This window comes from Microcoleus sp. B4-D4, from assembly GCF_036705185.1.
In the GTDB taxonomy this organism is placed as follows: Bacteria; Cyanobacteriota; Cyanobacteriia; order Cyanobacteriales; family Microcoleaceae; genus Microcoleus.
The window spans coordinates 34,965-48,461 of the sequence record NZ_JAUBTX010000049.1 but is presented as its reverse complement, the minus strand read 5'-3'; the positions used below and the strand labels follow the sequence as shown (position 1 = coordinate 48,461).

Below are 13,497 nucleotides of genomic sequence, written 5' to 3'. Positions count from 1 at the left end.
GTCATATTCTACCATGCTGTGCCTAGATTGTGAACCTTCTTTTTTTGCTGTTACCCCGATTTATTGAGCGGATACCTTTTCGACATCCGCAGAAAAAATCTTGGTTAGCTGCTCTTCCGAAATCTGCAAACCCCTTGACAAATCGGCTGTATTCGTGTTAATATCCAGCCAGTATTCGGGAGTCTTTTCGGCTAATTTATCTAAAGCCTGTTTTGGATAAGGCAAATTTTTGGTTTCGGCGATCGCAATTAATTCATCCGACTTCGCCACCTCTAGCAAAATATAGCCGATCGCCTCACCCGCCGCCTTACTCAAATCATGATTGTCCAGAATCTTCGGATTTTTCCCCAATTTTTCTGTCATCCGATTGGCCAGTACATCAGCGGCCATAGTCTCAGCCATACTACTAGCGATCGCAGCTAAGATAGAAACTCCCCCAAGTGCGATCGTACTACCCGTTAAACCCGCTGCGAGAGTTGCCGGATTGGCGATCGCATTAGAAATAAGCTGCCCCACAGCCATCACCGCACTGCATCCAATTACCCGAACTTTAGTATTAGCTAAATCTACTAACGGCATTTTAAATAATTCCCATACTTTGCAGTAGTTTAGCGCGGCGAGATAATTAAATACAAGGTTAATTAATCTCACATTTTGCACCATTCTTAATAACAAGCAAAATGCCTGTTCCACAAAAAACTCTTCTTGTGGGGTTGGTGTCTCGCCCGCCCAAAAAACACAGCCGCCCAAAAAATACAGCAGTCTCCCCCGCCCAAAAAAACACAATGGCAGATTCTTCAGTCATCTTTAGACAACTTGAGCCGTGAGATAGAGGTTTTCAAGCCCTGGCGGCCCCAACAACTAGCGCCAGATATTTGTGTACCCGTCCCGTTAACCGATTTGTAAACTTTTTTATAGATCCGATCGCCCTGCTTTTTTTTGACGGATAATATCTGTTTATTAATTTTTTAACTCTAGCGATCGCCCACAAAAAAATTTACTTTTCTTTACAAAGTAGCAACGAAAAAACAGAGCCCCAGGCAAGAATTTCGTTACAGACTTTAAATGCGGCGCGCGATCGACTAGAGTAAAAAAAATGGCTTTATCCGTTTATTCATCGCAAAGGAAACAAAGCTCATGGTTCAACGCGGTTCGACAGTCCGGATTCTTCGCAAAGAATCCTTCTGGTATCAAGAAGTGGGCACCGTTGCTACGGTAGACCAAAGCGGCATTAAATACCCTGTTATCGTTCGCTTTAACACCGTAAATTATGCAGGCGTCAACACCAACAACTTCGCCCAAAGCGAAGTAGTGGAAGTGGCAGCCCCCAAAGCAAAAGCCAAAACATCGACTCCAGCAGCTTCCGGCGGCAAGCAAACCACCGTAGACCCGAAAACCCGCAAAACAGGCAGCGGAGCAACCCCCCAGCAGCCAAAAACTACCACCGGCAGCAAGCCTGGTGCAGAAGTTCCCGGCAGCGTCGAAGGTTCGCCAAATCAAGGAACAGAACAACGCTAATTGTGCCAGAACTGCCAGAAGTTGAAACTATTTGCCGGGGTTTGAACCAACTTACCCTCGATCGAGAAATTTTGGGCGGGGACGTGCTGTTAAATAGCTCGATCGCCCGCTCAATCTCTGCGACCGATTTTTTGACAAAACTCAAAGGAAAGTCGATCGCATCTTGGTATCGGCGCGGCAAATACCTCCTGGCAGAACTATCTCAATTGAGAGGGGGAGAGGGGGAGAGGGGGAGAGGGGGAGAGTGGGAGAGTGGGAGAGTGGGAGAATTCTCACCTCAAACTTTCAGTTCTTCTCTTAAATCTTCTTCCTTCTCCCTTCTGCCTTCAAAAGCTGGCTGGTTGGGGGTTCACCTGCGGATGACCGGACAATTGCTGTGGGTGAACGAATCCGAACCCCTGCCAAAACACGCGCGAGTCCGGCTATTTTTTGAAGGAAACCGAGAACTGCGGTTTGTAGACCAGCGCACCTTCGGGCAAATGTGGTACGTGCCCGCAGAAACAGAAGTGGAAAGCACAGTTACCGGCCTGAAACTCCTAGGCCCCGAACCGTTTTCAAAGGAATTTACCACAGAATATTTCGCTCGCAAGCTGCACCGACGGGCGCGACCAATTAAAACAGCATTGCTAGACCAGTCACTGGTAGCGGGTTTGGGCAATATTTACGCAGATGAAACTTTGTTCTTGTCGGGAGTGATGCCGACAACTCTGTGCGCCGATTTGACAGCGCCGCAAATTGAGCGCATCCATACAGCTATTATTCAAGTTTTACAGCAGGCGATCGCCTCCGGCGGCACCACTTTCAGCAATTTTCTCAACGTCCAAGGTGTAAACGGCAACTACGGCGGTGTCGCTTGGGTGTACAATAGATCGGGTCAACCCTGCCGCACTTGCTCTACAACCATTGAAAAGATAAAATTAGCAGGGCGATCGACTCATTTTTGCCCTTCGTGCCAGAAATAATAATTTCGGCAACAGATTTTGTATCAGATTCGATCAATATACCAAATCTCAGCTTCCGACTCTTCAGTCTGCGAAGGCAGACTTCGTTCCTGTAGTTGCGGTTTCAACCGCCGACTCAACTCAATCAACTGGTATTAAAGCCAAATCGGCATTAAAATTTAAATACTTCGATCAACTAAACAGAGCAAGTTATGGCAATCAAAAAAGGTAGCACAGTCCGCGCAATTCGCGAAAAATTGGAAAACAGCCTAGAAGCCAAAGCCAGCGATCCGCGCTTTTCCTCCTATCTATTTGAAACAAAAGGCGAAGTAATGGATATTCGCGGCGACTACGCCTTCGTCAAATTCGGCAAAGTCCCCACCCCGAATATTTGGCTGCGCGTAGACCAACTAGAAGATTTTAACTAACCGATCGAAACTAAACATCACTGTTTTAAATTTAACCTAGGGTGCGCGGCGCGCACCTTATTTTTATGTAACGTAGAGTACAAAAGCTGCGCCCGATCGCCATTAAACTAATTTTTAAAGGCAGCTTTTATATCGTTCTCGGTTGCATCGGAATAATAAAATCGAGTCAACAGTCAACAGTCAACAGTCAACATTCAACAATCATATCGTTTCCGCTTGCATCGGAATGATTTAACCTTATTAGTACACAGAGTACACAGAGTCCGAGAATATATATCTGAATCATTCCGATGCTACCGGAATTGATATCACCTGACGGTACAACCGAAATTGATCTTATAGATTCATAAAAATAAGTTTGACAAAGTATTGAGGAAACTAAATCCTAAAAACTCCTCCTGCAAGCAATAATTAAGTTGATACCGATTCGTATTGCGGACTTAATTCCGCACTACTAACCGTTTTTATTATGATAATCGACCGGACACGATATTTATCTATTCTATTGCAATCATCTGCAGTCTTCTGCGCTGCATCAGTCTTGCATCTGCAGTCTCGCTATCGATCGCAGATGTATGCAATCTTGTCTCATATAGTGGTTCTTAATGGTAGTGAGATATGCCCTATGCCGGATAAGCTGTTGTGCATTTAAATTGTAGATTTTGATGACAATCAAAAATTGTCAAATTCTCTCCCCCTCTCCCCTTCTCCCCCTCTCCCGCTCAATTGCCATACACAATCTATATGAGCAAAGGCTTAGTACCTCCTATGAGAACTCGAAAAGCTATATATTTTAATAAGTTTAACAAATAAAATCGATAACATAAAATAATTTAAGTGCGTGGCAAATCATCTAACAGCTCCCAATGCTCCCAAAAGTGTATAAAATCACACTTAAAGCAGATGAATAGAGTATTAGCGAAAACTAGAGAAAAGCCGATCGGCTAAATTTAAACAAATTTTAATAGAGGCGCTCCAAACAGGATATTCGATCGCAAAGCCGAAGAAACCATCGATCGAGTTTGCGGTCATAATAAAAGAGTGACAATTGCCACCGAAGGCGATCGGAAAAAATGTCAAAATTAGTCAGGACTTTGGGCCCCGTAGGGCGATGAAACCCCGTTTCTCGCTGCCACTTTCGGCTCTTCCCTGATTCGCTCGGGTTAAAAAACCGGGTTTATGTATAAGTTTTGTGAGTAAAATTCTCAATTATTGGCAATTTATGCCGTAGGAAGTCACCGATCGCCAGCTTTATAAGTAAATATACGGAAGTTAAGATGCTCGATCGACCTCCCAATCTACAAAAAATACGGCAATGCAGCGTCATTCGCTGCTAACTGCTACCAGAAGCAGGAGAATTTGCCCTTTGCCCTTTGCTCTTGTGATTTATAACAACCGCACCCGATGGTTAAGACGTTCTTAATTGCTGAAACCCTTGCTTTTATTGCGACTTCCTTCTTCCTTCTTCCTTCTTCCTTCTTCCTTCTTCTATACCAGATTCAACTTGCAGAGCGCTGTGGGGATGCCATCTACCTCGATACCAAACCGCAAAATAACTAAAAAAAGAGCATTATGTTTAATGAATACCTGTATCAAGAAGTAACCAACCTGCGCGAAAAGCTAGCTCACCTAGAAAGAGAAACCCAGTCTCAAACCTGGTTCAAAAAGATGCAAGCCCTGATGGGAGTGATTGGCAAAATTCGCGAATCCCTAGAGTTAGAAACAATATTCAAAATCACAGCCACCGAACTCCGGCAACTCCTAAATGCCGATCGAGTCGTCATCTACCGCTTCCTTCCCGAATCCGACTGGAACGACGGCGAAGTAGTATCCGAAGACGTGCTGCCCCAATACAGCCCCTCACTGGGCGTAAAAGTTCACGACCACTGCTTCGGCGAACAATTTGCAGCCAACTACGCCAAAGGATACGTTCAAGCAGTCACCGACATCTACAAAGCCCGGTTGAGCCCCTGTCACCTCAAAATTCTCAAGCGATTTCAAATCAGAGCAAACTTAGTCGTACCCCTACTGCAAGGGCAACATTTGTGGGGATTGCTGTGCATTCACCAGTGTGGCCAACCCCGCGAGTGGCAAGAAGACGAAATCGAATTTGCCAGACAAGTAGGCGACCATTTAGCAGTTGCAATTTCTCAGGCCGAACTGCACTTGCAAACCCAGAAACAAATCGCAGAAATCGAATCGGCGCAGCAGAAACTCCGCGAAAGCGAGCAAAAATATCACCAAATTCTCGACTCGATCGCCGATATGGTATTAGTCAAAGGCCCTCAATCAAACATCGTCTGGGCAAATCAAGCCTTCCGCGACTATTACGGCATGACTGAAGAGGAACTTCAAGGAATCGTAGACGCACCTTTCGCCGATCCCGACAATACCCTCCAGTACATCAAAGATGACGCCTTCGTATTTGAAACCGGACAAACCCTGCAAATTGCCGAAGAACCGGTGAGGCGCTACGACGGAGAAGTGCGGCTTTGGAGCACCGTCAAAACACCCATCCGTAATGAAGACGGCAAAATCACAATGACAGTCGGTGTCTCCCGCGACATGACGGAACGCAAAGCAGCAGAAGAAGCTGTCAAAGCCAGCGAAACCAAATACCGCAGCCTGGTAGAAACCTCTCAAGACATGATTTGGTCTGTCGATGCGACTGGACGCTACACCTTCGTCAACCCAGCAGTTAAGTATATCTACGGTTACGAACCAGCAGAAATGATCGGTAGGCCATTCTCCGATTTTGTGACACCAGAACAAGCCCAGAAAGATTTAGCTGTTTTCGCCCGCCTGGTGGCCGGAGAATCAATTTTCCAGTACGAAACCACCCAAATCGCCAAAGACGGCAGCATCAAACATTTGATGTTCAACGCCATTGCCCTCTACGACGAAACCGGAAACTTCCTCGGCACCACCGGTACAGCCACCGACATTACCGATCGCAAGCGCGCCGAAGCAGCATTGCAACACGCCAACGCCGAACTAGAACGCAGAGTTGAAGCCCGCACCGCCGAACTGCGCCAGACTTTTAGCGCCCTCAGCGCCAGCGAAACCAAGTTTCGGACGATCGCGGCCACCATCCCCGGAGCTCTGTTCCAATTTTGCAGCAGTGAGGGAGTGTGCAGAGTTGACTACATGAGCGATCGCATCAAAGATATCGCCGGCATCACGGCAGCAGAAATGATGCAAGACTTCAACTCCTTCATTTCCCGCGTCCACCCCGAAGACATGGAAAGCTACATCGCTTCCGTCAACGAAGCCGTTGAAAACTTCTCTCCCTGGCACTACGAAGGGCGGTTAGTCAAGCCAAACGGCGAAATTCGCTGGTGGCAGGGCGAGTCGATGCCCACCCGCAGCGAGAACGGCGAAATCGTATTTTGTGGCGTATTGTTGGACATTACCGATCGCAAAAAAGCCGAAACCGCCATCCGCGAAAGCCAGCGACAACTCAAAGAAGCCCAGCGACTCGCCCACGTCGGCAATTGGGAATTCAAGCCAGCCACGGAAAGCGTCACTTGGTCGGAAGAACTCTTCCGCATCTTCGGACTCGAACCGGCTGCGGCTGCGCCCAGCGTAGAGCAGCAACTCTCTTGGTGTCATCCAGAAGATCTGGAATTGTGGGAAACGCAAGTACAGCAGAGCCTTGAATTCGGCATTCCCTACGATTTCGATCACCGGTTTTATCGTCCCGATGGCACATTACGGTACATCAATGCTTTGGGTCAAGCTGAAACCGATGCCAATGGCAAGGTTATAAAGTTGTTTGGTACTGTCATCGACATTACCGATCGCAAAGCCGCCGAAGCAGCCCTGCGACAAGCAGCAGCCGAGTTAGAAGACAGAGTGAACGATCGCACCGCCGAACTGTCTCAAGCAGTCACTCAGTTAGAACAAGAAATCGGCGATCGCAAACAGGCAGAAGCAGCCCTGCAAGTTTCCGAGCAAAACCTGCGAACCATATTTAACAATGTCTACGACGCTATCTTCATTCACGATTTAGAAGGTAACATTCTCGATGTAAACAATCGAATGTTAGAAATGTACGGAGTCAGCCAGGAACAAGCAACAAAATTATCAATTAAAAACGACTATTCAAGCAGCGACACTCCGAGCGCACAAATGGCAGAACTTTGGACAAGAGTATTAGCAGGAGAAACCCCCCGCGTGGAATGGAAAGCAAAGCGTCCCAACGACGGTTCAACATTTTCTGTAGAAGTCGCCCTGTCCAAAATCAATCTTAACGGCAATGTTAACATCATTGCCAACGTGCGAGATATTAGCGATCGAAAACAGGCAGAAGCAGAACTGCAACAGACTCAAAACTTTATGGAATCAGTGCTCAACACCATACCCGTAGCAGTGGTTGCCAAGGAAGCCAAAGAACTGCGGTTTGTACTGTGGAACCCCGTCGCCGAAGACTTGATCGGTTTCAGCGCAGCAGAAGTTACGGGCAAAAATGATTTCGACCTTTTTCCCACAGAACAAGCTAACTTTTTCACTACCAAAGATCGAGAAGTTCTCCACAACGGGCAAACTGTAGAAATCAGCGAAGAAGAGATTGAAACCGCTCAAGGAGAATTGCGGATATTTCATACTAAGAAAACATCAATACTTGATGCTGACGGCCAACCGCAATATCTATTAGCTGTCACCGAAGACATTACCGATCGCAAGCTAGCAGAAATTGCCTTGAAGCAATCTGCTGCCCAACTCAAGCAGCAAGCAGATAGAGAAAAATTGCTCAACATTCTCACCGCTCAAATCCGCAATTCCCTCGACTTCGACAGCATTGTTACAGTCGCAGTTGAGGAAATTCGCGCTTTCCTGAAGATCGATAGGTGCTATTTTTGCTGGTATCGCAGCGAACAAGAAGAGAGTTTTTGGGAAATTATTCAAGAATCTCGCAGAATAGAACTTTCCGATTTAATAGGTTGCTATAAAGCTTCTGACTTCGGCACTATAGGAGAACAGATGTTGCGTCTAGAAACGCTGCAAATAGATGATGTCGGAGCGCTCGCAGACCCTATTTTGATCGAGTCTCTTAACTCTCTGGGCTACCAATCAGTGTTGGCAATTCCGATGCAGGCACTTTCGGGAGTAGTGAGCGTTGTTACCTGCGCCCACTCCGCTGCTGTGCGACCGTGGAGCGAGGGCGAAGTAGAATTATTGCAAGCGGTTACAGTTCAATTAGCGATCGCCATCAACCAAGCCGATCTTTACACCCAAACCTGTAATAAAGCTCGCGAATTAGAGCAAACCTTGCAGCAATTAACCAGCGCTCAATCGCAGTTAATTCAAAGCGAAAAAATGTCATCTCTCGGTCAGCTTGTCGCAGGAGTCGCCCACGAAATTAACAATCCGGTTAACTTTATTTTTGGCAATCTCACCCACGCCAACGACTATACTCAAGACTTGCTGCATTTGATCGAACTTTACCAAAACCACTATCCCGATCCTGTCCCGGAAATTCAAGAAGAAGTAGAAGCTATTGAACTCGATTTTCTGATGGAAGACTTGCCAAAACTGCTTTCTTCGATGAAAGTCGGTGCAGACAGAATTCAGCAAATTGTAGCGTCTCTGCGTACATTTTCCCGGATGGACGAAGCAGAAATGAAAGCAGTTAACATCCACGACGGCATAGATAGCACCCTGATGATTTTGCAGCACCGGCTCAAAGCCAAACATAATCATCCAGAAATTGAGGTAATTAAAGAATACGGTAATTTGCCGTTAGTAGAATGTTATGCCGGACAGTTAAATCAAGTATTTATGAATGTTCTGAGCAATGCTTTAGATGCTTTGGAAGAAAGGGATCTGCGGCGTTCTGCTGACGAAATGCGGCAAAATCCTAGTATGATTTCCATTAAAACGGAAATGCTGGAGGGCGATCGAGTGCTAATTCGGATTGCTGACAACGGGCCGGGAATACCAGAGACTGTAGGTACTCGGCTTTTTAACCCATTTTTTACCACTAAACCTGTGGGAAAAGGCACTGGGATGGGCTTGTCAATTAGCTATCAAATTGTTACCGACAGACACAAAGGTTCGCTGAAATGCACTTCTTCGCCCGGACAAGGTGCTGAATTTGCGATCGAGATTCCGTTGAAAGCTAATTAAACAGTTCGATCGCGCGTGTGGACTTGAGTCCGCACCTTCGGCGATCCAATCTTAAATCATATCGTTTCCGGCTGCATCGTCAGGTGATAAATTAGAGGGCAATTCATGAATGATTTTTACAAGTCATATCGTTTCCGGTTGCATAGGAATAATAAAATCGAGTCAACCGTCAACCGTCAACCGTCAACCGTCAACCGTCAACCGTCAACCGTCAACCGTCAACCGTCAACCGTCAACAGCCAACAGTCAACATCATGTCTGAGTGCAACGGGAATTGATATCAGTCAATCGATCGCACATCATATGACTCAAGTCTCAACAATCGAACCGAAATTTATCAGTATTTCAGTCATCGTTACACTGTCCAAAGGTTTAGAAAACCAATATCCCTGAGCTAATTCGCAGCCTAATTCCCGAAGCTGTGCTAACTGTTGGGCTGTCTCCACACCTTCGGCGATCGCATTTAATCCCAAATTGTGAGCCAAAGTTACGATCGCCCGCACAATCTGCAAAGGCTGACCCCCGCCGCCACCATTTTCGATGGCCCCCAAGCGACTCACAAAAGAGCGATCGATCTTCAGCGTATCCAGCGGAAAACGGTGCAAGTAACTCAAAGACGAATAGCCAGTACCGAAATCGTCGATCGACAATCGAATATTTCTACCTTTTAATTGGGCCAGCACAATATTGGCTTTAGCCACATTTTCTACGATCGCACTTTCAGTAATCTCCAATTTTAAACAGCTCGGAGCGCAGCCTGTTTCTGCCAAAATTTCATCTATCTGTTCGATTAAATTCGGCAAACCTAACTGTTTCGGAGAAAGATTGACGCTCATTGTTAATTGCGAAGGGTCAATAATTGGTAATTGGTAATTGGGCATTGGGCATCGGGCATCGGGCATCGGGAATCGGGCATCGGGCATTGGGAATTGGGCATTAATTTTCCCTCTTCCTTCTTCCTTATTCTTTCTTCCTTCTTCGTTCTTCCCTCTTCCTTCTTCCGACGGACTTACATCCGTTACATCCGTTACATCCCGTACATTGCTCGTTGCCGAACTTCCCTCTTCCGACGGACTTACATCCGTTACATCCGTTACATCCCGTACATTGCTCGTTGCCGAACTTCCCTCTTCCTTATTCTTTCTTCCCTCTTCCTTATTCTTTCTTCCTTCTTCCTTCTTCCTTCTTCCTTCTTCCTTCATTAACATTTCTTGCCAAAGGCGCAATTGTCGGCAAGCTTCCCGCAGCACCCAAGCTCCCAGAGGCACGATCAAACCGGTTTCCTCAGCTACAGGAATAAAACTAGAAGGTGGCACTAGACCCCGAACCGGGTGCTGCCAGCGCACCAAAGCCTCAAAACCCTCGATCGCACCGCTGGCGATCGAAATAATCGGTTGGTAGTGCAGAATAAAGTGGGAACATTCATCCTTGTTCGCACCTAATTCCTGCTTGCCCAAAATAGCCATACGCAAGTCATTTTCTAACTGCAACAGCGACATAGTTTGGTCGTGCATCGCCAAATTAAACACTTCGTGGCGGGCCTTGCCCAAAGCTTTAGCGCGGTACATAGCAATGTCAGCATCGCGCAGAAATTCTTCCGGGTGAGCGTACAGATTCGATTTGCCTCTTGTGTCGGCTGCTGCGACTTCGCCTTGACTGAAAACAATGCCAATGCTAGCGGTGGTAAATACTTCGTGCCCTTCGATATGAAACGGTAAAGTCAGTTCTGTTTGTATTCTGTTAGCTGCTTGGGTGGCATCGGTGAGGCTCTGAATGTGGTCTAGCAGGATGGTGAATTCGTCTCCCCCCAACCGGGCGACGGTATCAGAAGCCCGCACGCAGGTTAGCAGCCTGTCTGCGAGGGCGACTAGCAGTTTGTCTCCTAAAACGTGTCCTAAAGAATCATTAACTACTTTGAAGCGGTCTAAATCTAGGAAAAGTAAACCAAATTTGTAATCGGAGGATTGATTTGATCGGCGGATGGCTTGTCCCAGCCTGTCGAGGAACAAAACGCGGTTTGGCAAACCCGTCAGCGCGTCGTGAAAAGCACCGTGCAGCAGTTGCCGTTCTACTCGCTTGCGCTCGGTGACATCTCTGATAATAATCTGGGCGGCGGCTGCGCCTTGATAAAGGGCGGGGATGCCGGCCACTTCAACGTCGATGATTTCTCCGTCTAGCCGCATCAGTTTTTGCTCGGCAAGCTCGATCGGCTTATTTTCTTGCTCGACTTGCCTCATGCGCTTTTGCGCTGTTTCCACATAGTTTGAATGGACAAAATGCAATATCGGAAAGCCGATTAACTCTGCCGGAGAACTCGCACCGAGGAGTTTAGCACCGGCAGCATTGATGTAGGCGATTTTCTCTTGACTGTGAACGACGATCGCTTCGGGAGACAGTTCTACTAAACGGCGGTAGCGTTCTTCACTTTCTTGCAGAGATAATATTAACTCGCAGCGCTCTTTTTCGGCTTGCTGGCGTTCGATTTCCATTTGGTGAACCGCCAGAATTTTACCGATGCTTTGAGCCATCAATTCTATGATTTCTATTTCCTGGTACTCAAATTTCTTTTTCTTGATTTCTCGCGAACTAAAACTCAATGTACCGTAAGTTTTGTTGTTAACAAATATCGGCGTTCCGATGTAAGATTCCGACTGGCATTTTTGATAAGCTGGATGTTCGCGCATCTCCATATCGGCTCCTATATGAGAATACGAAACTGTTTTTTTAAGTTTAATCACCGGAGCGCAGTAAGTATCGCTGAGGTTCAATTCTAAGCCTGGAACGAAGTATCCTAACTCTGCTTTCGCTGCCCGCACAATAAAAGTTTCCTCCTGAACTTCAGCCATGATGCCAATAGAAAGTCCAAACATCAAACAGCCTGCTGTTAGATAATCTTCAACCAGTTCTTCAAAATTTTGATAATGATAAGTTGTAATCCGGTGCAAGTGTTTGAGATTAGCGCTAAAAGTTGCTAAAGCTTGAGACTTTAAAAATAATTCTTCTTCCGATTGCTGGCGGTCGGTAATGTCGGTTTGAACTCCAATAAAGTGAGTTAAGTGCCGGCGCGAGTTGTAAACCGGAGCAATAGAAACTTCGTTCCAAAAAGGCGAGCCATCTTTCCGAAAGTTCTGCAATATAACTTGAGAATTCCTGCCTTCTTCAATAGCGATTCGCAGCTCTTCTACAGCCTCCTGACTCGTGCCTTGGCGCTGCAAAAATCGGCAATTTTTACCAATTAATTCATCTCTGCAATAACCCGTTATCCGCTCAAAACTGGGATTGACATAAATAATCGGATTGTCTGCAAGCGTCGCATCGGTAATTACAATGCCGTTGCTGCTGCTTTCGATCGCCCGTTCCATCATTTGCAAGCGCTCTTGCGATCGAATGCGATCGATCGCCGCAGCTAACACGTTGGCGATCGCTTCTACAAAATAAACGTCATCTTGACTGAAAACCCGCCCTTGGCTGGTGTGAACTCCCAAAACGCCCCAGGGTTGCGAGGAGGAGGTGTTCGCTGGTTCTGCTTCTCCCCAGTTCCTCTCCAGTTCCCGATTGCCGGGAACGATGACAGTGACGCCGCTCACAGCCCGGTGGTTGTGCAGCAGCGGCAACTCGCTAAAGCGCGTTTCCACCCGCAAATCTTCGACAATCGTGGCTTTGCCAACTAGCAACGTGTAACCAGCTTGCGATCGGGCAGAAGCGGTAACAGTAGCCCTGCCGACGAGGCCCGGCTGCCAGCCAACCCCCGCTCGCAACTGAAAAGCATGGCCCGAGGGCAACAGTTCCAACAACTGACAATAATCAACATCCAGCGTTTGAGCAATTAAAACCGCAGCTTTGTCCATCAGTGCGGACAAATCTGTTTCCGCCAGCGCCTGCTGCCCCAAGTAAGCGACGGCTGCTTGCTGGCGGGCCCGCAAGTGGATGGAGGCGAGCAATTCCTGCTCGTTGGCTGCTGCTCGCTTGCGATCGCTAATGTCACAGAACACCGACAGCACGGATTTTTCCGACAGCAATGTCAAATACCGCATCGATACACTTGCCCAAAACAGAGTGCCGTCAGCTTTTTTGAGGCGGACTTCTATCTCGCTGACTTGTCCGTTGCGGGCGAGGACATCGAGCAATTCCTGGCGTTTTTTGGGGTTGTTGTAGAGTGTTTCGGCTTTTTGGCCGTCGATCTCAAATGCTTTGAACCCGAAAGCCTGATGGCATAAATCGTTGCTATAAATAATTGTGCCATCAGCCAGACTGGTGACGATCGTAGGCATCGGAATTGAATTGGCGATCGTCAGCAATAATTCTTGAGTTGCTTGCAGCTCTTGGTAAAAGTCTGCCTTGGCAGCCGAGCCCTGACAATCTTCACAGTTTTCAGGGATAAAACTTTCCATTTTTTAATCGATCCATTTCTGCGGATAAATTTAAGCTTGTATTCAGTGAACAGTTGACAGTGGACAGTTGACAACCTCCCCCCTCGCCTA

Annotated in this window: 6 protein-coding genes; 4 read left to right on the top strand and 2 right to left on the bottom strand. The window is 47.0% G+C overall.

The genetic code is table 11. The features are described 5' to 3' along the window. Positions 1–60: 60 nt before the first annotated feature. Complete coding sequence (locus QUB13_RS25385; RefSeq protein ID WP_333386466.1) at positions 61–579, bottom strand: hypothetical protein; 519 nt, start codon at positions 577–579, stop codon at positions 61–63. Between the two features lie 558 nt (positions 580–1,137). Between QUB13_RS25385 and QUB13_RS25380 the strand changes: the two genes are divergently transcribed. The 4 genes from QUB13_RS25380 to QUB13_RS25365 all read left to right on the top strand — a co-directional run bounded on the left by QUB13_RS25380 (position 1,138) and on the right by QUB13_RS25365 (position 9,016). Continuing rightward, positions 1,138–1,518 (top strand): photosystem I reaction center subunit IV, encoded by a 381-nt coding sequence (locus QUB13_RS25380; RefSeq protein ID WP_333386463.1) that lies wholly within the window; start codon positions 1,138–1,140, stop codon positions 1,516–1,518. 2 nt (positions 1,519–1,520) lie between these two features. Further along, complete coding sequence (locus QUB13_RS25375) at positions 1,521–2,480, top strand: DNA-formamidopyrimidine glycosylase (RefSeq protein WP_333386461.1); 960 nt, start codon at positions 1,521–1,523, stop codon at positions 2,478–2,480. 191 nt (positions 2,481–2,671) lie between these two features. Then, positions 2,672–2,887 carry an NAD(P)H-quinone oxidoreductase subunit O gene (locus QUB13_RS25370; RefSeq protein ID WP_194011773.1) on the top strand — a complete coding sequence of 72 codons (216 nt, stop codon included), beginning with the start codon at positions 2,672–2,674 and terminating at the stop codon, positions 2,885–2,887. Positions 2,888–4,459: 1,572 nt separating this feature from the next. Further along, positions 4,460–9,016 carry a PAS domain S-box protein gene (locus QUB13_RS25365; protein ID WP_333386456.1) on the top strand — a complete coding sequence of 1,519 codons (4,557 nt, stop codon included), beginning with the start codon at positions 4,460–4,462 and terminating at the stop codon, positions 9,014–9,016. Between the two features lie 308 nt (positions 9,017–9,324). Here QUB13_RS25365 and QUB13_RS25360 read toward each other — a convergent pair whose 3' ends face one another. Continuing rightward, entirely contained in the window at positions 9,325–13,407 is a 4,083-nt protein-coding gene (locus tag QUB13_RS25360; RefSeq protein WP_333386453.1) for an EAL domain-containing protein, read from the bottom strand. Between the last annotated feature and the right edge of the window lie 90 nt (positions 13,408–13,497).

Excerpts from the sequence above, each read along its gene's own strand:
- QUB13_RS25385 (WP_333386466.1), bottom strand. The coding sequence starts at position 579 with ATGCCGTTAGTAGATTTAGCTAATACTAAAGTTCGGGTAATTGGATGC.
- QUB13_RS25380 (WP_333386463.1), top strand. The coding sequence starts at position 1,138 with ATGGTTCAACGCGGTTCGACAGTCCGGATTCTTCGCAAAGAATCCTTC.
- QUB13_RS25370 (WP_194011773.1), top strand. The coding sequence starts at position 2,672 with ATGGCAATCAAAAAAGGTAGCACAGTCCGCGCAATTCGCGAAAAATTG.
- QUB13_RS25365 (WP_333386456.1), top strand. The coding sequence starts at position 4,460 with ATGTTTAATGAATACCTGTATCAAGAAGTAACCAACCTGCGCGAAAAG.
- QUB13_RS25360 (WP_333386453.1), bottom strand. The coding sequence starts at position 13,407 with ATGGAAAGTTTTATCCCTGAAAACTGTGAAGATTGTCAGGGCTCGGCT.